Origin of the sequence: Stenotrophomonas sp. NY11291 (assembly GCF_023277365.1) — a bacterium.
Classification (GTDB): Bacteria; Pseudomonadota; Gammaproteobacteria; order Xanthomonadales; family Xanthomonadaceae; genus Stenotrophomonas; species Stenotrophomonas geniculata.
Genome location: NZ_CP096975.1, coordinates 2,865,199 through 2,883,273, shown reverse-complemented (window position 1 = coordinate 2,883,273; position 18,075 = coordinate 2,865,199). Strand labels below are relative to the sequence as shown.

General features: G+C 67.3%; 15 protein-coding genes. 9 read left to right on the top strand and 6 right to left on the bottom strand.

Annotated elements, in window-relative coordinates:
* Window positions 1-85 precede the first annotated feature (85 nt).
* A complete protein-coding gene (locus M1L61_RS13415) occupies window positions 86-1,015 on the bottom strand; it encodes a LysR family transcriptional regulator (RefSeq protein ID WP_241888113.1) in 930 nt (309 codons plus the stop codon).
* A 93-nt stretch (window positions 1,016-1,108) separates the two neighbouring features.
* Between M1L61_RS13415 and M1L61_RS13410 the strand changes: the two genes are divergently transcribed.
* Entirely contained in the window at window positions 1,109-2,302 is a 1,194-nt protein-coding gene (locus tag M1L61_RS13410; protein WP_125438453.1) for an MFS transporter, read from the top strand.
* Between the two features lie 676 nt (window positions 2,303-2,978).
* On the opposite strand, the gene M1L61_RS13405 is transcribed toward M1L61_RS13410, so the two are convergent.
* Window positions 2,979-3,632 carry a response regulator transcription factor gene (locus tag M1L61_RS13405; protein ID WP_010485096.1) on the bottom strand — a complete coding sequence of 218 codons (654 nt, stop codon included), beginning with the start codon at window positions 3,630-3,632 and terminating at the stop codon, window positions 2,979-2,981.
* A complete protein-coding gene (locus tag M1L61_RS13400; protein WP_248853630.1) occupies window positions 3,625-6,654 on the bottom strand; it encodes a sensor histidine kinase in 3,030 nt (1,009 codons plus the stop codon). Before M1L61_RS13400 ends, M1L61_RS13405 begins: the two co-directional genes overlap by 8 nt.
* A gap of 96 nt (window positions 6,655-6,750) precedes the next feature.
* On the opposite strand from M1L61_RS13400, the gene M1L61_RS13395 reads away from it, so the two are divergent.
* The 7 genes from M1L61_RS13395 (at window position 6,751) to M1L61_RS13365 (ending at window position 13,530) form a co-directional block, all read left to right on the top strand.
* Window positions 6,751-7,083, top strand: a complete 333-nt coding sequence (locus tag M1L61_RS13395; protein WP_248853629.1) for a hypothetical protein — start codon at window positions 6,751-6,753, stop codon at window positions 7,081-7,083.
* 50 nt (window positions 7,084-7,133) lie between these two features.
* On the top strand, window positions 7,134-7,577 hold the full coding sequence (locus M1L61_RS13390) for an AraC family transcriptional regulator (RefSeq protein ID WP_019337880.1): 444 nt from the start codon (window positions 7,134-7,136) through the stop codon (window positions 7,575-7,577).
* Window positions 7,574-8,230 (top strand): hydrolase, encoded by a 657-nt coding sequence (locus tag M1L61_RS13385; protein ID WP_191849552.1) that lies wholly within the window; start codon window positions 7,574-7,576, stop codon window positions 8,228-8,230. The genes M1L61_RS13390 and M1L61_RS13385 overlap by 4 nt, the downstream gene beginning before the upstream one ends.
* A gap of 2 nt (window positions 8,231-8,232) precedes the next feature.
* Window positions 8,233-8,658, top strand: coding sequence for a DoxX family membrane protein (locus tag M1L61_RS13380; RefSeq protein ID WP_005410009.1), 426 nt, complete (start codon window positions 8,233-8,235; stop codon window positions 8,656-8,658).
* Between the two features lie 119 nt (window positions 8,659-8,777).
* Window positions 8,778-10,625 carry an amidohydrolase gene (locus tag M1L61_RS13375; RefSeq protein WP_248854782.1) on the top strand — a complete coding sequence of 616 codons (1,848 nt, stop codon included), beginning with the start codon at window positions 8,778-8,780 and terminating at the stop codon, window positions 10,623-10,625.
* Window positions 10,604-11,887, top strand: a complete 1,284-nt coding sequence (locus tag M1L61_RS13370; protein ID WP_248853628.1) for an alginate export family protein — start codon at window positions 10,604-10,606, stop codon at window positions 11,885-11,887. The genes M1L61_RS13375 and M1L61_RS13370 overlap by 22 nt, the downstream gene beginning before the upstream one ends.
* On the top strand, window positions 11,881-13,530 hold the full coding sequence (locus tag M1L61_RS13365) for an MFS transporter (RefSeq protein ID WP_241885242.1): 1,650 nt from the start codon (window positions 11,881-11,883) through the stop codon (window positions 13,528-13,530). Before M1L61_RS13370 ends, M1L61_RS13365 begins: the two co-directional genes overlap by 7 nt.
* A gap of 102 nt (window positions 13,531-13,632) precedes the next feature.
* On the opposite strand, the gene M1L61_RS13360 is transcribed toward M1L61_RS13365, so the two are convergent.
* Window positions 13,633-14,457, bottom strand: coding sequence for an alpha/beta hydrolase (locus tag M1L61_RS13360; RefSeq protein ID WP_049480843.1), 825 nt, complete (start codon window positions 14,455-14,457; stop codon window positions 13,633-13,635).
* A gap of 186 nt (window positions 14,458-14,643) precedes the next feature.
* Between M1L61_RS13360 and M1L61_RS13355 the strand changes: the two genes are divergently transcribed.
* On the top strand, window positions 14,644-15,030 hold the full coding sequence (locus M1L61_RS13355; protein WP_248854781.1) for a hypothetical protein: 387 nt from the start codon (window positions 14,644-14,646) through the stop codon (window positions 15,028-15,030).
* 69 nt (window positions 15,031-15,099) lie between these two features.
* On the opposite strand, the gene M1L61_RS13350 is transcribed toward M1L61_RS13355, so the two are convergent.
* Together M1L61_RS13350 and M1L61_RS13345 are read right to left on the bottom strand one after the other, a co-directional pair.
* Window positions 15,100-15,813, bottom strand: a complete 714-nt coding sequence (locus M1L61_RS13350; RefSeq protein WP_019337873.1) for a DUF2968 domain-containing protein — start codon at window positions 15,811-15,813, stop codon at window positions 15,100-15,102.
* Window positions 15,814-15,912: 99 nt separating this feature from the next.
* Window positions 15,913-18,072: a TadG family pilus assembly protein gene (locus tag M1L61_RS13345; RefSeq protein WP_248853627.1), complete on the bottom strand. Its 2,160-nt coding sequence runs from the start codon at window positions 18,070-18,072 to the stop codon at window positions 15,913-15,915.
* Window positions 18,073-18,075 lie beyond the last annotated feature (3 nt).

Genomic DNA, 18,075 nt, shown 5'->3' with positions numbered 1-18,075 from the left:
CGTGGATCTACCGGTTACCGTCCGGGCATCCATACCCGCGATCAGCAGTAGATCCACGCCATGCGTGGATGATGCGGCCGGTGACCTAGCGCGGCGCCGGCCGCATGCCGTGCAGCTGCGGTAGTGCGGCCTTCATCGCATCGATGAAGGCGCGCAGCCGCGGCGGCTGCTGGCGCGCTGCGGGAAATACCACGTGTACCGGCAGTGGCGGTGCCTGCCAGTCCGGCAGCAGCTGCACCAGCCGCCCTTGTGCGAGGTCGTCGGCCACCAGCCAGGCCGAGACCACGGCCGCTCCCAGCCCGGCACATGCGGCCTGCTGCACCACGAACAGGTTGTCGCTGAGCAGGCGCGGGCTGATCGAAAGGGTATGCGCGTGCCCCTGCGCGTCATGCAGCAGCAGTCGTTCGCGGTAGTAGGTGACCAGCGAGATCCACGGCAGTGACTGCGCCTGTTCCGGCGTACCGACCGCTGTGACGTCCACCAGCGAGGGCGCCGCCACGACGATGCGCGGTACTTCGGCCAGCGGCAGCGCGACCATGCGCGGTTCGTCGACCGGGCCCACCCGCACCGCGCAGTCGATGCCTTCTGCAATGAAATCCGGACGCCGATCTTCAAGGATCCACTCCAGGCTCAGCTGCGGATGCCGGGCGAGGAATGCGAGCATGGTCGGCAGCAGCTGCGCCTGGCCGAAGGCATGCGGCACCATCACCCGCAGACGGCCGCGCAGTGTTTCCGGCTCGCCGTGGAGTTCGGCCTGCAGCGACTCCCATTCGTCGACCACGCGTTGCGCATGGCGCTGGCAGCGCAGGCCATCCTCGGTCAGTTGCAGGCCATGGGTGGAGCGCAGCAGCAGGCGCAGGCCGAGCTGCCGCTCCAGTGCCTGCAGGCGTCGGCTGACCGTTGGCTGGGTGGTGCCCAGCTGCGCGGCTGCGGCAGACAGGCTGCCGGCATCGACGATGCGCAGGAAGGTGCGCAGCAGATCCAGGCGATCGGCGCCAGCGGTGAGGTCGGTCATGCGTATGGCGTATGAATTATATGTATTTCAGCTTGCTACAGACGTTGGGCGAATGCGGGCAGGATACGCCCACTTCTTCCACCGGACTCCCCCATGTCTACCCCTTCGCTGTCCGTCGCCGCCGCACCCGCGACTGCACCCTCCACCCCGCTGGTGCTGGCAATGGCGGCCGGCGCCGGCTTCTCGGTTGCCTCGCTCTACTACAGCCAGCCGATGCTGGGCCTGATCGCCCAGGATCTTGGCGCCGGTGAGCGCGCCGCTGGCCTGGTACCGACGCTGACCCAGCTCGGCTATGCACTGGGCATCCTGTTGCTGGCGCCGCTGGGCGACCGCTTCGACCGTCGCAACCTGATCCTGTTGAAATCTGCATTGCTGGCACTGGCACTGGGCGCCGCAGCGATGGCCGGGCACCTGCCAGGCCTGCTGATGGCCAGCCTGCTGGTCGGGTTGATGGCTACGCTGGCCCAGGACATCGTGCCGGCCGCTGCGGTGCTGGCGCCGGATGCACAGCGCGGCCAGATCGTCGGCCGGGTGATGACCGGCTTGTTGCTGGGCATCCTGTTGTCGCGCGTGGTCAGTGGCGTGGTGGCTGAAGCGTGGGGCTGGCGCACGCAGTTTGTGCTTGCTGCGGTATCGGTGGCGGCGATGGGTGCGGTGATGGCGCGCGCGCTGCCGCGTTTCGCACCGACCAGCACGCTGCGCTATCCGGCGTTGCTGGGCTCATTGCTGGCGTTGTGGCGCGAGCAGCCGCAGCTGCGCCGTGCGGTGGCCAGCCAGTCGCTGCTGGCGGTGGGTTTCAGTGCATTCTGGTCGACGCTGGCGCTGATGCTGCATGCCCGCCTGGGCCTGGGCAGTGCGGCGGCGGGTGCGTTCGGTATTGCGGGTGCGGCCGGTGCACTGGCCGCACCATTTGCGGGTCGATTCGCCGATCGCTTGGGTTGCCATGCAGTGGCGCGGCTGGCGATCGCGGTGGCGTTGCTGGGCTTCGGCCTGCTGCTGGCCGAGTCCTGGCTGCCGGCCGCCGCGCTGCTGCCGCTGCTGGTGGTGAGTGCGCTGCTGTTCGACTTCGGCTTCCAGTCGGCGCTGGTGGCGCACCAGACGCTGGTCTATGGCCTGGTGCCGCCGGCACGCAGCCGGCTCAATGCGTTGCTGTTCACCGGCATGTTCATCGGCATGGCTGCCGGTGGTGCGCTGGGCAGCCTGGCGCTGGCGCAGTGGGGGTGGCACGGTGTGGCCTGGTTGGCGGTGGTATGCGCGGGCGGCAGCTTGCTGCTGCGTTTGAAGTAAGGGGGGCCGTTCGGCAGGGCTTGCAGCCCTGCACCTGCTGGAGGCAACAGCAACAGCGGGTTCCTGTAGGGAGGCGGGGTGGGTCCGGTTGCGGGGGACGCCGTGAATCCCCAGTCCGGCCCAACCGCTGGCGGCTGTGCGTTCGGGCGCTTGCGAAGCAATGCTTCGCAAGCGAAGCGCCCTCACCCATGGAGGCTCGGTCGCGCCTTGCTCGTGTGCGCTGTCCTGCGCACACGGCAAGACCGGGGTTGGGCGTCCTGCCCAACCCGCCCGAGGCATGCCTCGGGCCCATGGCGCTCAGGCCCCCGCAACCGGACCCACCCCGCCTTCGACAGGTTCCTGCGGTCTGTTGGAACGGCTCTTGGGGTCAGATCCGTTTTCCTTCGGAAAACGGATCTGACCCCTGATTGATTTCGATATCTGACAGAAGTGTCGACCAAGGTCGACACCTACCAACCGCCATCGGAATCTGTCAGAGGTGGGGCGGTGTCGGAGTGCGGGGTGTCAGCCGCATGGATGCGGCTGCCAAGCTTACAGGGACGTACTTGCAGCGTCCCCGCATTCCGACACCGCCGCGCCACCCCACGGAGAGCCCGCTTTTGATTTTGCTGTTGAGGTTGCCGGCCAGCGGCCGGCACTACCGTGGGTGCAGGGCGCAGCCCTGCCGAACAACCCCCTAATCGTGACCGCTGTCGTCCAGGCTGATGATGCCGCGGCGCAGCGCCTGGGTTACCGCATGCGTGCGATCACCCACGCCCAGCTTGTCCATCAGGCTCTTCATGTGCGCCTTCACCGTCTGCTCGGAAATCTGCATGCGCTCGCCGATGCGCTTGTTCGACAGGCCACCGGCCACGTGCCGCAGTACCTCGGTCTCGCGCGGTGACAGGCGGTCTTCGATCACATGCGCGGCGATGCTGGCAGCCACCGCTGGAGGAATCGGCGCACGGCGGCCACCGGCCACCATGCGGATGGTGTCGACCAGTTCGTGGCGCAGCATGTCCTTCAGCAGGTACGCGCTGGCACCCGCCTGCAGGGCCCGCACCGCGCGTACATCGCCGCGGTAGGTGGTCAGCACGATGATGCGCGCACGCGGGTCCATCGCGCGGATCCGTACGATCGCTTCGACGCCATCCAGGCGTGGCATCTGCAGGTCCATCAGCACCACGTCGGGCTGCAGCTGCTGGTAGCGTGCGATGGCTTCCTCGCCATCGGCGGCTTCGCCGAGCAGGCGCAGGTCGGAATGGGCGCCCAGCAGCGCCGCCAGGCCGTCACGCAGCAACGGGTGGTCGTCGACCACCAGCACGCCGATCGGGGCAGGGGACTCAGTCATGGTTTGCTTTACTCCAGGGCCAGCGCCAACGCGATGGGCGGCGGTGATACAGGCGCCGGGCGGGAACCGCCAGCGCGACTTCGGTCCCCAGCCCGGCGCGGGTCCACAGCTGCAGTTCCGCACCAAGGCGCTGTGCGCGTTCGCGCATGCCCTGCAGGCCCCAATGACCATGGCCGGCGTTCTCGTCGGCGATGCCGAGGCCATCGTCGCGCACGTGCAGCAGGAAGCAACGCGTGCCGTACGACAGCTCCACTTCGATGGCGCTGGCGTTGGCGTGGCGCAACGCGTTGCGGATGGCCTCGCGACCAATCAGGAACACTTCCTCCGCGGCATCGGCCTGTAGTGGTGGCGTCGCGCCCTCAACGGTCAGGCGCAGAGGATTGGTGCCATGCCCCGCGTACTCGGCGTGCACATCGGCCAGTGCCGAAGCCAGGTCGCGGCCGGCGAAAGGGCCGTCGCGCAATGCGTTGACGCGTTCGCGGCCCTCGGCCAGATTGCGCTCGGCCAGCTGCATCGCCGACTCCAGCTGGCCGCGCACTGCTTCTGGCGTCTGCGCGGACTGGCTGATTGCATGCAGGCGCAGGATCAGGCCCTGGCTGCCCTGCAGCAGGGTGTCGTGCAGGTCGCGCGCAATGCGTTCACGTTCGCCATTTCGCTCCTGCAGGCGGGCGCGGAACAGCGCGGCGAGCTGGCCACTTCGGATGCGCACGGCCAGTACGAGCAGCGCCAGCACGGCGGCCACGCACAGCAGCTTGAACCACACGGTCTGGATGAAGGTGGGCGCGATGCGGAAGCTGCGGCTGGCCGGGACCGTGCTCCAGATGCCGTCCTCATTGGCGGCTTCCACGTCGAAGCGATAGCTTCCCGGCGCCAGGTTGGTGTAATAGGCGCGGGTGCTGCTGCCTGCGTCCTGCCAGCCGTCATCGACGCCGGAGAGTCGATAGCGATAGCGGTTGCGCTCCGGGCGGGCCAGTGAAAGCGCCACGTAGTCGATCTGCAGCTGGCTGGTGCCGGCCGGCAGGCGCAGGCCGTCCCGCAGTGGTTGCTGTTCGCTGCCATACAGCACGTCGCCGATGCGAACGCTGGGTGCCAGTGTGTTGACGTGCGAACGCTTAGTGTCCAGCCAGGCCAGGCCCTGGTTGGTCGCCAGCCACAGAAGACCGTCGTCGGCCAGGGTGGCGGTGGCGATCGGCCCGCTCTGCAGGGCAATGCCGGGCATGCCATCCACCGCATCGAACAGGCGGGGCGTCACCTGCTGCCCTGCCTGCATTGCTCGGCGCAACAGGCTGCTCTCAAGACGCACCAGGCCACGGCTGCCATTGAGCCACAGATGCCCGCCCGCATCGGCGACCATGCCGGTGATGCCTTCGAGGACGCCGGCCATGTCGGTGCGCACTGCAACGAAGGGCCCCTCGCCGATGCGTGCGGCGAGTCCGGCTTCGCCGGCTACCAGCAGCAGGTCCTGATGCTGCAGCAGGGCGGTCACCGGCCCTACCGAAAGGCCCTGCGCTGCGCCGAAGGCATCGATGGTCGTGGTGCCCATCCGGCGCACGCGACCATCGGCGTAGCCGAGCAGCAGCTGGCCATGGGCGTCCAGCGCCAGGGAGGAGCAGGCCTGCTCGGGCAGGCGACTCGCCCGCTGCCATTGCTCGTCCCGGTAATGCAGCACACCGCGTTCGCCCGTGCATACCCAGGCCTGCGTCTCGTCGGGAAACAGCAGGGCGTGCAGCGGCTGCCCGGTGAACGGCGCGGGCAGCGGAATCAGCGTGGTACGGCCTTCGACAGTGCGCGCCAGATTGACCCAATCGAACTGCCAGATCGGCGCAGGTGCCTGCCGCGCTGCGGCCTGCAGCTGTGCGGCGCTGCCTTCCAGCAGGGACCGCCGCAGGTCGTAGGGCTTGAGGTCTTCACCGTAGCCGTACACCCGTCCGTCAGTGGTGCGCACCAGCGAGCGGTAGGGATCACTGGGGCCGACCGCCAGGGTGTGCACGCTGCGCGCGCGGAAGCGGTTGAGGCCAAGATTGGTACCTACCCAGAGGTTGCCTTCGCGGTCGGCGATGATCGGCACCGCCGAGGTGGCCGTCAGGCCATGCGGTGAATCGAAGCGCTCCATGCGCACGGCTCGGGTGCCGTCGAACGTGACCCGGGCGACGCCTCCATGCGGGCTCATCGTCGCCCACAGCGCGCCGTCGGTGGTGAACTGCATGCGGGCAGCGACCAGGTCGGGCAGGCGCCTCGCCTCACGTTCGGGCCCGGTCAGCAGACCATGTGCGTTTGCCAGTGGCGAGGCGCCACGGACGCGGTCGGCCAGCCACACCTCACCCTGCGGGTTCTCCACCAGTGTTGCCATCTGCGAGACGGCGATGCCGGTATCAATGAAGACCGCCTGGTGGGGTCCGCGCATCCATATCTTCAGATCCGCCAGTACCCAGAACGTGCCACGGCTGTCATGCAACACCCATTGCACGCGGTGTTCCGGCAGCCCGGCGGAGGCCGGCGGGGGTTGCCAGCGCCGGCCATCGAACCAGCGCAGCCCACCATTGATCGCTGCCCAGAGGCGGCCCTCGCGGTCCTGGCTGAAGTGCGGCACCACGCCGACCGGTACGCCCTGTTGCCGACCGTAGCTGTGCAGTTGGCCGCGTGCGAGTTGGCTGATGCCGGCCTGGAAGTAGCCGATCCACATTGCGTCATCGCGCCCGACTGCCAGGGTGACCATGTTGGTGGACGGGAAGCTGCTGCCCGGTGGTGGCGCCTGGCGTTCAAAACGGCGGCCGTCGAAGCGGTACAGGCCAGAACCGGTCGCCAGCCACAGCAGTCCATCACGGTCCTGCGCAATGTCCCATATATCGCCAGGCGCACCCTGGCCGACCCGCCATGCGGTGTGCTCGTAGCCGGGCAGTCCGCTGCTCAGGGCGGGACGCTGCACGGCGAGCGCGGGCAGGGCGGTCATCAACAGCAGGCACGTCAGCAGCGCCGGTAAGCGACGCAGGAACGGGAAGGGGCGGCCACGCATGGTGCGCATTCTGGCAGGTGCGGGGCAGGCCAGGGTGACCCGAACGGGGTAGGCGGCACGCGGTCCGTTTCGATATCACGCCGGCATGCCCCGTGGAGCCCGGTCATGCAGCGCCTGTTCGTGATGTTTCCCGACCGTGGCCCGGGCCTCGGCCTGCTGTGGCTGCGGCTGTGCGTTGCGGCCGCTCTTTGCGGGCCCGGTATGCCAGGCGGCTGGTGGTCGGCCTTGTACCTGCTGGCCGTAGCGATGCTCGCACTTGGTGTGCTGACACCACTGGCGGCAGTGATGACGGCCGCGGGTCTGTCCACGCTGCCCGGGCCTTGGCCACTGGCGCTGCTGCCTCTGGCCCTGCTGGTGTTGGGGCCGGGCGCCTATTCGCTGGACGCACGGCTGTTCGGTCGCCGCGTGATCGGCCGCCGGCCTCCCCCATTCGGGTAGGTGCTGGCCTCGACCGACGGGGGTAGGGCATCGTGCAGGCGCCCCGCACCATGGGCCACCCCCTCGCGGCGACCTCGATGGCCACCGTTACTCCACAGGAATTCCCCGCTGCGTCGCTGGCACCACAGCAGGTCGCAGCATTGCAGCGTGCATTGCGCTATGTCGATGAACACCTGTCGCAGCCGCTGCGGGTGACCGAGCTGGCGGCGGCCGCCTGCGTCAGCCGCTTCCATCTGGTGCGCCTGTTCCGTACCGGTACCGGTGCCAGCCCGTTGCGCTATGTGCGTCGCCGCCGCATCGAGCGTGCGCGCCAGCTGCTGCCGGGTGCGCAGTTGCCGATGGCCTGCCTGGCCCAGCAGCTGGGCTTCTTCGACCAGAGCCATTTCGTCCGCAGCTTCCGCGCGGAGACCGGCTGCAGCCCCGGCCAGTACGTCGCCGGCGATGCCGCCCTGTTGCTTCCCCTTGATCGTGTTTCCAACGGAGTCCATCCATGAGCCTTGCCACCGCCACTCCCGCCCCGGCGCTGCTGTCGCCGACCGACCACGCCCTGGTGCTGATCGACCTCCAGTCGCAGATGGCGTTTGCCACGCACACCATCGACATCTCCGCGCTGCGCAACAACGTGTCGCTGATCAGCAAGGGTGCCAAGGGCTTCCACGTGCCGGTGCTGCTGACCACGGTGGCGGAAGCCTCGTTCTCCGGCCCGATGTTCCCCGAACTGCCGCAGATCTTCCCGGGCCAGACGGTGTTCGACCGCACCTCGATGAATACCTGGGAAGACCAGCCGGTGATCGACGAGATCAACCGTATCGGCAAGCGCCGGCTGGTGATGGCCGGCCTGTGGACCAGCGTCTGCATCGTCGGCCCGGCGCTGTCGGCACTGGCGCAGGGCTTCGAGGTATATGTGATCACCGATGCCTGTGGTGATGTCAGCGAAGAAGCGCACGAGCGTGCGATCACCCGCATGGTGCAGGCCGGCGCGGTGCCGATGACCAGCGTGCAGTACCTGCTCGAACTGCAGCGCGACTGGGCACGCGGGGAAACCTACGACCTGACCACCGGCATCGCGCGCGATCACGCGGGTGGCTATGGCATCGGCATCCAGTACGCCAAGCGCATGTTCGGCGCGCAGGAAGGCGGGCACTGAGCATGCTGGCTGGCCATGGCCTCGACCTGGCCCTGCTGATGCTGCGCGTGGCGGCTGGAGGCTTCCTGCTGCCGCACGCGCTGGGCAAGCTGTTCGGCTGGTTCGGCGGTCCGGGGCTCTCTGGTTTCGCCACCGAGCTGCGCGGCTTCGGGCTGCCAGCGGTGGCACCTTTGCCACTGTTGCTGGCCCTGTTGCAGGTGCTGTCCGGGCTGGCCGTGCTGCTGGGATGGCAGACCCGTATCGCCGCGCTTGCGGCGGCCGCTTTCATCGGCTTCACCGTCCTGTTGGCCCTGCCCAGGGGATGGTTCTGGATGCGCGGTGGCAGTGAGTACCCGTTGATGTGGACCACGGTACTGCTGGCCATCGCGCTGGCCGGGCCCGGCACCTGGGCGCTGGACGTCCACCGACTTCCGGGAGACCTCGCATGAGTCACGATCCACTCGATCACGGCCGCCGCAACGTGGTGCTGGCCAGCGGTGCCGCTGTTGCGCTCAGCCTGGCCGGTCGCGCCGGTGCTGCACTCGATTCCACTTCCAAGGAGCGTCGCATGAGCACGCTGGTCATCCGCAATGCCCGCATTACCACGCTCGATCCGCAGCAGCCGCATGCGCAGGCGCTGGCCGTTCAGGACGGGCGTATCGTCGCCGTTGGCAGCGACGAGGACATCATGCGTGGCTGGGGCAATGAAGCGACCCTGATCGACGCGCAGGGCCGGCGCCTGCTACCCGGCCTCAACGACAGCCACACCCACCTGATCCGTGGTGGCCTGAACTACAACCTGGAACTGCGCTGGGACGGCCTGCGCTCGCTGGGCGACGCCCTGGACATGCTGAAGGCCCAGGTCGACCGCACGCCCGCACCGCAGTGGGTACGCGTGGTCGGTGGCTTCACTGCCGCGCAGTTCAACGAGAAGCGCCTGCCGACGCTGCAGGAGCTCAATGACATCGCGCCGGATACGCCGGTGTTCCTGCTGCACCTGTACGACCGCGCGCTGCTCAACCGTGCCGCGCTGCGCGCGTGCGGCTACAGCAAGGACACGCCGGATCCGCCGGGCGGGCAGATCGTGCGTGATTCGCTGGGCAACCCGACCGGGCTGCTGCTGGCCAAACCCAATGCGTTGATCCTGTACGCCACGCTGGCCAAGGGCCCGCGCCTGCCGATCGAATACCAGGCGAACTCGACGCGCCACTTCATGCGCGAACTGAACCGGCTCGGCATCACCTCGGTGATCGACGCCGGCGGCGGCTTCCAGAACTACCCCGAGGACTACCAGGTCATCGAGCAGCTGCACCGCGATGACCAGTTGACGGTGCGCATCGCCTACAACCTGTTCACCCAGAACAAGGGCAGGGAAGTGGATGACTTCCGTGGCTGGAGCGAGATCCTGCAGCCGCGCCAGGGCGATGACCTGCTGCGCCACAACGGTGCCGGCGAGATGCTGGTGTTCTCCGCGGCTGATTTCGAGCTGTTCAACGAGCCGCGACCGGAGCTGCCACCAGAACTGGAGCCGGAACTGCACGACGTGGTGAAGCTGCTGGTCGAGAAGCGTTGGCCGTTCCGCATCCACGCCACCTACGACGAGAGCATCAGCCGCATTCTCGATGTCTACGAACAGGTCAACCGTGAGGTGCCGTTCGATGGCCTGCACTGGTTCATCGACCACGCCGAGACCATCACCCCGCGCAACATCGAACGCATCCGCGCGCTGGGGGGCGGCATCGCCGTGCAGCACCGCATGGCCTACCAGGGCGAAGCCTTCGTCGAGCGCTATGGCGTGCAGGCCGCACGGCATACGCCGCCGGTCAGGCGCATGCTGGCCGAAGGCGTGCCGGTCGGTGCCGGTACCGACGCCACCCGCGTGGCCAGCTACAACCCGTGGGTGGCGTTGTCCTGGCTGGTGACCGGGCGCACCGTGGGCGGGCTGGCCCTGTATGGTGATGAGAACCTGCTTGAACGCGAACAGGCCCTGCGCCTGTGGACCCAGGGCAGCGCCTGGTTCTCCGGCGACGAGGCGGTGAAGGGCACGCTGAAAGCCGGCCAGCTGGCCGACTTCATCCTGCTCTCGGCCGACTTCTTCCGCGTCGACGATGCGCAGATCGCCGACATCACCAGCGTGCTGACCGTGGTCGGTGGCCGCATCGTGCATGCCGACGGCGACTACGCCGGCCTGGCGCCGCAGCTGCCGCCGGCGATGCCCAACTGGTCGCCGGTCAACCGGTTCGGTGGCTACCATGTCGGCGGTGCTGCCACCGGGTTGGCCGCCGCCCATCGCCACCATCACGGCGTGGCCTGCAGTACGCATGGTGCTCACGGTCATGCCGCGCAACATGCGGCGCCCACCGATGACCTGGCCGCCTTCTGGGGCGCGATGGGATGCTCGTGCTTCGCGTTCTGAGCCTGGTGCTGCTGGCCGTGCCATCGCTGGCGCTGGCCTGCGAGGGTGGCCGCTGCACTGACGCAGGTGACGGCCAATTGCAGTGGGATGCCTCACTGCGCCTGCGTGGCCTGTACTACGACCCGACCCGGTTCGGTATTGGTGGCAGCGAAGATGGCTATGGCCTGCTGCGTGCGCTGGCCTCGGTCACCTATGTGGAGGACAGCTGGCAGGCAAAGCTGCAGTTGGGCGCGCATGCTGAGAATGGCAAGGCAGGCGGCCCTGGCCGCACCGACCGCAGCGCGCTGGACGTGCAGCAGGCGTACTGGCGCTGGCAGCGTGGCAGCTTCCACCTGCAACTGGGCCGGCAGGAAGCCGGCTATGGCAGCTCGCGGCTGCTGTCGGTGCGCGATGGGCCGAATATCCGCCTGGCCTTCGATGGTGCGCGCCTGGGGTGGAAGGGCCGCCTCGGCACGCTTGACCTGATGGCGCTGCGGCCGGTGCAGAACCGGCCGGGAGCCTTCGATGATCATGGCGAACACGGTGCCCACCTGTGGGGTGCCTATGCCATCACGGCACGCGGGCAGGGCGCAGGACAGTGGGATCTGTACCTGCTGGACTATCGCCGCGAAGGTGCGCGCTTCGCGGCGGGCTCCGGCATCGAACGGCGGCAGACCGTGGGTACGCGCTGGTTCGGCCAGTCCGGTTCACTGGACTGGAACAGTGAACTGGTGGCGCAGGGCGGTGAACTGCGCACCTCGGCAGCTACGCTCGACATCCGCGCCTGGACGCTGGCCACCGACACCGGCTGGCGCTGGACGGACCTGCCGCTGCAACCGCGGTTGGGGCTGAAGGCGGACATCGCCAGTGGCGATGGCAATCTGCATGACGGCCGCCTGGGAACCTTCAACGCACTGTTCCCGAAATCGGCCTACTTCAGCGAGGCCAGCCTGCTGGCCCCGGCCAACCTGATGGACGTCCAGCCGACCCTGACCCTCCGCCTGCACGACGCGGTGACGACGGAGCTGGGCGTACAGATGGCCTGGAAGCATCGTCGTGCCGATGCGGTCTACACCACGCCGGCACCCCTGGTGGCCTTGCCCGGCACGGCCGGAGGTGCACGCCGGATAGGCACCCAATACAAATCCGAAACCCGCTGGCAGGCCAGCGAACACTGGCAATGGCAGCTGCAGCTGGCCTGGGTCGATGCGGGTCCTGCGCTGAAGCAGGCCGGTGGCCAGGACACGCTGTTCGCCTCGATCGTTGGAGCATGGCAATGGTGAACGCAACCGCGTCGCAACCCCCCGCACAGGCCGCAGGTGCCTGGTCCCCGCTGAAGATCAGGATGTTCCGCTCGATCTGGCTGGCGATCCTGGCCAGCAACATCGGCACCTGGGTCAACGACGTGGCCGCCGCCTGGGTGATGGCCGAGCGTACCGGCTCGCCGTTGATGGTTGCCCTGGTGCAGTCGGCCACCACCGTGCCGATCGTGCTGCTGGCGCTGGCCGCCGGAACGCTTGCCGACATCGTCGATCGCCGCAGGTACCTGCTGGCGACCCAGGGCTGGATGCTGCTGGTCGCCGCGATAATGGCGACACTTACCGCGATGGACATGCTCACCCCGCAGCTGCTGGTGCTGCTGACCTTCTGCATGGGGTGCGGTGCAGCGATGGCGATGCCGGCGCAGGCCGCGATCGTGTCTGAACTGGTGCCGCAACCGATGCTGGCTTCGGCAGTGGCGCTGAACTCGATCGGCATCAACATCGCGCGCTCGATCGGCCCGGCTATCGGCGGTGTGATCGTGGCGCAGCTGGGTGCGGTCTGGGCGTTCGGCTTCAACGCCATCACCTTCGCCGCGATGCTGTTCGTGGTGTGGGGCTGGAAGCGCGACCCGAAGCAGTCGAGCCTGCCGCCGGAGGGTTTTGGCGCAGGGCTGAAGGCGGGCCTGCGTTATGCCAGCCGTGCCGGACGCCTGCAGGCGGTACTGATCAAGTCGGTCGGCTTCTTCTTCTTTGCTGCGGCGATGAATGCACTGCTGCCGGTGGTGGTACGCGGCCAGATGCAGGGTGGTGCCGGGCAGTACGGCATGCTGCTGGGCTGCATCGGTATCGGTGCAGTGGGCGGTGCCTTGCTGCTGCCGAAGCTGCGCGCGCAGATGGATCGCGACCTGCTGGTGCTGCTGGCCACGCTCTCACTTGCGCTGAGCCTGGTCGGGCTGGCGCTGACCCGCAGCTGGTACGTGCTGCCATTGGTGATGCTGATCAACGGTTTTGCCTGGATCACCGTGCTGTCGTCACTGCAGATTGCCGCCCAGACCGCGGTACCAGCGTGGGTACGCGCGCGTGCACTGGCGCTGTACATCATGGTGTTCTCCGCCGGCATGGCGGCCGGTGGCCTGAGCTGGGGTGCGCTGGCTCAGCGTACCTCGCCGGAGCTGGCGTTGCTGGTGGCTGCCGCAGGTGCGGTGATCGGCGGATTGCTGGTGTGGCGCGTGCGCATCGCCGGTACCGAAGACCTGAACCTGCGTCCGGCCGGGCACTGGCCGGCACCAGAGCTGTCGGTACCGGTGTCGAATGATCGCGGCCCGGTGCTGGTCACCATCGAGTACCGCATCGACGATGCTGATCGTGCCGCGTTCCAGGCGCAGATGCGCGCGCTGGGCACGATCCGCCGCCGCGATGGGGCCGTGGTCTGGGGCGTGGTCGAGGATGTGGCCAGCCCGGGCATCCACCTGGAGTATTTCGTGACCCCGTCGTGGCTGGAGCACCTGCGCCAGCACGAGCGCATCACCGCCGACGACAAGGCGATCCAGGAAGTGCTGCGGGAACTGCATCGCGGTGAGCGCGCACCGGTGGTACGCCACTTCGTGGGTGGGCATGACCCGCTGCCGAAGACCGGGGTCCCGCACCACCACAGCGACATCTGACAAAAAGGGGATGGAGGGGATCAAGTCGTTTGTGCACAAACGAGTTGATCCCCTCCGTCCCCTTTTTTGTGCGGCGGCGCTGGGTAGCGCCGCCGCGGTGAATCACTTACGCGCGAACGCCAGCAGGTCGGCGTTGAACTGGTCGGCGTGGGTAACGGTCAGGCCGTGCGGCGCACCGGGGTACACCTTCAACTCGGCGTCCTTGATGATCTGCGAGGACAGCTTGGCCGAGGCATCGAACGGCACGATCTGGTCGTCATCACCGTGCACGACCAGCGCCGGCACATCGATCTTCTTCAGGTCCTCGGTGTAGTCCACTTCCGAGAACTCGTGCACGCAGTCGTACTGACCCTTGACGCCGCCGAGCATGCCCTGCAGCCAGAACGCATCACGCATGCCCTGGGTAACGGTGTTGCCGTCGCGGTTGGCGCCGAAGAACGGCGTGGTCAGGTCCTTGAAGAACTGCGAGCGGTCGCCGCCGGTGCCCTTGCGGATGCCGTCGAAGACTTCCAACGGGGTGCCGGCCGGGTTGGCTTCGGTCTTCAGCATCAGCGGCGGCACCGCGCCGACCAGCACCACCTTGGCCACGCGCTTGCTGCCGTGGCGGCCGATGTAGTGGGCCACTTCGCCGCCACCGGTGGAATGGCCGACCAGGATCGCATCCTTCAGGTCCAGTGCTTCGATCACTGCGGCCAGGTCATCGGCGTAGGTGTCCATGTCGTTGCCGTCCCAGGTCTGGCTGGAGCGGCCGTGGCTGCGACGGTCGTGAGCGATCACGCGGAAGCCGTTCTGGCCCATGAACAGCATCTGCGGGTCCCAGGCATCGGACGACAGCGGCCAGCCGTGGGCGAACACGATCGGCTGGCCGGTACCCCAATCCTTGTAGAAGATGCGGGCGCCGTCGGCGACGGTGACGAAGTTGCTCATTGCGGTTTCCTTGGCGGAAGGGAGGGAAGGCACTGGCAGTTGTGCCGGTGCCTCCGGCAGTACAGCGCAGCGCCAGGCCGGCGACTTGCACGGCTGTGCTGGATTACACCGGATGTGACGCATATCGCTCTGGCACGAAGCCGTTCCGGCATTGAGGATGGCGGTAGCCCTGCTGAGGAGCCTGCGATGTTGAATGCGTATTGGAGTCCGCTGTTGTGCCTGCTGCTGGCCGCGGGCGCGCACGCTCAGACCAACGTCTACAAATGCGTGGACGGGCCGCATCCGGTCTACCAGCAGACGCCGTGCCAGGGGCATGCGGAATGGCGCTGGGAGGTGCCGGCGGAGCCGGCCTCAACGGGTGCAACCGTGGCCAAGGCGGCGAGCCCAGCCTCAAGCCGTCCGCGTGTGGTACCGCAGGCGCGTGCGCGGGCTGCACTGATATCGATCAGCGCGGATCCTGCCGCCTGTGAGCGCGCGCGGCAGCAACGCGCAAAGGTGCTGGCCAATGGCAAGCGCATGGACTTCGTGCAGCGCCGGCAACTGGACGATGCCGTGCATGAGGCGTGCCGCTGAAACGAAATGGTGCCGGAAACGACAACGGCGCCCGCAGGCGCCGTTGGACAGGATGCGAGGTGCTGGACCTCAGCGACCGTCGCTGGCAGCCGCCGGTGCCGGCGAGGGCACGCTGTCCGGCTTGGGCAGGCTCAGCTCCGGGTTGCCCTGTTCGGCCTGCAGGATCTGGATGCGGCGCTGCAGGGAATCCAACTGGCTGTTGGTGCTCTGCACGTCGCTGCTCAGGCTGACCGCCTGCTGCTGGGCCTGCTGAAGGGCGGCGCTGACCTGGGCCGACTGTGCCTGCTGCTGTTCCATTTCCTGCTGCAGGGTGCGCAGGCGTTCCTCGTTGTAGGCCACCAGGCGCTCGGTATAGCGCTTGCCGGCCTCCAGGCGGGTGGTGTCGATGTAGACCTGGGCCAGCTGCTCGGACTGCTGCGCGAAGGTGCGGTAGACACGCTCGGCGTTGTCGACGGCATCGGTCTTGATCACCCGCCAGAAATTCTTCTCCTGGAACAGGGCGACGTAGTAGGTCAGGGTGTTGGCATTGAACAGCAGGCTGGCGCCGTAATTGCCGTTGTAGGTGGTGCGCAGCTCGGTCAGCTGGCGGGCATCCATCAGCTGCTTGAGCTCGTCAACGGTGTTGCGCACCACCGGTGCGGTACGTGCGGCCGGCTCTGCGGCTGCTTCGCGGTCGCTACGGGCAGCCATCGCCGCCGGTGCCACCAGCATCATGGCCACGGCCAGCAGTGCCGCGCCGCGCGCGTGCCGGGCGAAGACCGCGCCCCCTGAAGTTTCTCGCATGTCTAGACCATCCACGGATGAGTGTGGGTTGAGATGAAGGTGGTTCCCCGCCGGGAGTCTAGCATGTGCGCGGGCGCCGCCAAGGGCGCCCGTCACGGGTCAGTAGACCAGTTGTGCGGGCGTGCACTGGATGGACTGGACATGCACATCCGTACGGCCCAGTTCCAGGCCCAGTACCTGGGCAAGCAGTGAGCGCAGCAGCGAGCCGACACTGTTGAGTAGCGGCTTCAGGACGTCCAGGGCGGGCTTCAGCAGGAAGCACAGCAGGCCCGAACAACTGACCGGGCCATTGCCGGGGGCGGTGACGCCGTCGCCGGCGAACTGGTCCAGGAAGCCGGCATCGGCGGTCTGCAGGTAGGAAGTCAGGTTGTACTTCATGCAATTGTTGTAGGTGGTGTCATCCAGGGCGCCGATCAGGCTGTTGCACTGCTTGACCAGCAGCCCACCCACAAGCGCTCCCAGGACGCCATCGAGGAGCCCCGAGCCAACCCCGGTCACTGCGTTGCGGAATCCTTGCCAGACCTTGCCGTCGACCATGCAGGTCACCAGCACACAGCTGGTCGGTACCCCCTTGGTGATGTCCCAGTTTCCCAGTGGTTTCAATCCCTGCGTACTGTCTCCGAATTCCAGCAGCTTGATGGTTGCGTCGACATCGTATCGCTTGCGACCAACGTTGGCTGCTTTCAGGTAGCGATCGGCCAACTGCGCTGCGGTCGAGCCCTGGCTCATGCCATCGTCGCGCGGATCGAGCACCCCGGACAGTACGCGCAGCAGTTCGCTGACCAGCTCGGACACGGCGGTGCCCACCTCCAGGGAGTTGACCTGGGTTGAACCGGTCGCGCCGGCGGGGAGGGTGAGGCTTTGCGTGTCGGTCAGCGTATTGACCTTGATGCTGTCATTGATCAACGGGGCGCCGAGCAGTGTCAGCATCTGTTCCTTCTGCAGGGTGTCGCCACAGACATTCTGCTTGGAAAACCGCTCGCTGTCGGCCACCTTGCCGACGCAGGCGCGCAGCACGGAGGACTCGACCTTGATCGTCGCCGTGGGAGGCGTGCTGCCACATTGCAGGCTGGTCAGGGTCGCCATTGCATTGGTCACGTCTGCATGGACCGGCAGCTTCAGGCGGATGCCCAGCAGTGAAAGTACGCCGCCTGCAACGGGGATGTTGTTGGTGTCGATGTCGAGGAAGACGCGGATCTGCGCGTTGTAGGCGCGCGAGCCAATGCCTCCGATGGCGATCGACGGCGGCTCCACCACGGCGGCTTTCGCATTGACCAGGCCCAACAGGTTGAGGTCATTGACCGAGACCGCGCGGCCGCCATTGGCTATGCTGATGCTGGTCCCTATGAGGTCCAGCACATTGACATCGGCCTGCAGCGCGCTGGAAATCGTTCCATCCGGCGCGACCACGCGTGCGAACAAGCCGCCGCCGCTGTCATCGGAGCCGAGTTTCACCTCCAGCTGCTTGAGGTCGATGCCCTGCACGACCAGGGCATTCTCCAGCGCACTCAGGTCCACGTGGGCAACGCCCTGCTGGGTGAGCAGGTCAACGGTCGCCTGAAGGATCTTGCCCAGCTTGACCTTGCGGCCCGCCAGCAGATTGTTGAACTCGGCCACGCCCATGTTGACGTCGATCGGAATGCCCAGTGCCCGCAGCAGTCCGTTCGGGGTGATATGCGCCTGTGCAAGGCCGTCGTAGCCGAGCAGGGTGGTCTTGTCGAGGTCGGCACCCACTAGTTTCAGGACATTTCCCAGTGGTGAGTTGCCGTTGATGCGGAGCAGTTGCGAGCCGACACTGAAAACCGCCGTGGGCTCTGCACGGCGCGCCACGGCCTGGGCGGTCACGGTCGGCAGGCTGCTGTTCTGCCCGAAGAAGGGAAGCACCGCGCGGCGGGTGATGACACGAACGGCGTTGCGTTGATTCGCAGCATCGACGGCCGGGCTGAAGTGCCCCTCGGTGGCCCGGGTCACGTTCCAGTTTCCGCAACGGATTTCCAGGCTCCCAGCGAACCTGTTCTGGGTGAGTGCGCTCTGCCGCGCAGCACTGTTGTCGCTGTTGTCCGAGGTGCACAGCTCCAGCCGTTGCGCTCCAGCCAGTGCGGCCAGATCAGCGACTTTCTGCGCATCGCGCTTGGCCCAGAACAGGTAACCGATCTCGATCAGGCCCAGCATCGCCAGCAACGCCAGCATGACCAGCATCATGGTGATCGACATGCCGCCCCGTGGGCGGCTGAAACTGAACTGGCGTGGGCGTTTCATGGC

Excerpts from the sequence above, each read along its gene's own strand:
- M1L61_RS13380 (WP_005410009.1), top strand. The coding sequence starts at position 8,233 with ATGCTGGCTGGCCATGGCCTCGACCTGGCCCTGCTGATGCTGCGCGTG.
- M1L61_RS13410 (WP_125438453.1), top strand. The coding sequence starts at position 1,109 with ATGTCTACCCCTTCGCTGTCCGTCGCCGCCGCACCCGCGACTGCACCC.
- M1L61_RS13385 (WP_191849552.1), top strand. The coding sequence starts at position 7,574 with ATGAGCCTTGCCACCGCCACTCCCGCCCCGGCGCTGCTGTCGCCGACC.
- M1L61_RS13365 (WP_241885242.1), top strand. The coding sequence starts at position 11,881 with ATGGTGAACGCAACCGCGTCGCAACCCCCCGCACAGGCCGCAGGTGCC.
- M1L61_RS13345 (WP_248853627.1), bottom strand. The coding sequence starts at position 18,072 with ATGAAACGCCCACGCCAGTTCAGTTTCAGCCGCCCACGGGGCGGCATG.
- M1L61_RS13400 (WP_248853630.1), bottom strand. The coding sequence starts at position 6,654 with ATGCGCACCATGCGTGGCCGCCCCTTCCCGTTCCTGCGTCGCTTACCG.
- M1L61_RS13350 (WP_019337873.1), bottom strand. The coding sequence starts at position 15,813 with ATGCGAGAAACTTCAGGGGGCGCGGTCTTCGCCCGGCACGCGCGCGGC.
- M1L61_RS13360 (WP_049480843.1), bottom strand. The coding sequence starts at position 14,457 with ATGAGCAACTTCGTCACCGTCGCCGACGGCGCCCGCATCTTCTACAAG.
- M1L61_RS13415 (WP_241888113.1), bottom strand. The coding sequence starts at position 1,015 with ATGACCGACCTCACCGCTGGCGCCGATCGCCTGGATCTGCTGCGCACC.
- M1L61_RS13375 (WP_248854782.1), top strand. The coding sequence starts at position 8,778 with ATGAGCACGCTGGTCATCCGCAATGCCCGCATTACCACGCTCGATCCG.
- M1L61_RS13390 (WP_019337880.1), top strand. The coding sequence starts at position 7,134 with ATGGGCCACCCCCTCGCGGCGACCTCGATGGCCACCGTTACTCCACAG.
- M1L61_RS13395 (WP_248853629.1), top strand. The coding sequence starts at position 6,751 with ATGCAGCGCCTGTTCGTGATGTTTCCCGACCGTGGCCCGGGCCTCGGC.
- M1L61_RS13405 (WP_010485096.1), bottom strand. The coding sequence starts at position 3,632 with ATGACTGAGTCCCCTGCCCCGATCGGCGTGCTGGTGGTCGACGACCAC.
- M1L61_RS13355 (WP_248854781.1), top strand. The coding sequence starts at position 14,644 with ATGTTGAATGCGTATTGGAGTCCGCTGTTGTGCCTGCTGCTGGCCGCG.
- M1L61_RS13370 (WP_248853628.1), top strand. The coding sequence starts at position 10,604 with ATGCTCGTGCTTCGCGTTCTGAGCCTGGTGCTGCTGGCCGTGCCATCG.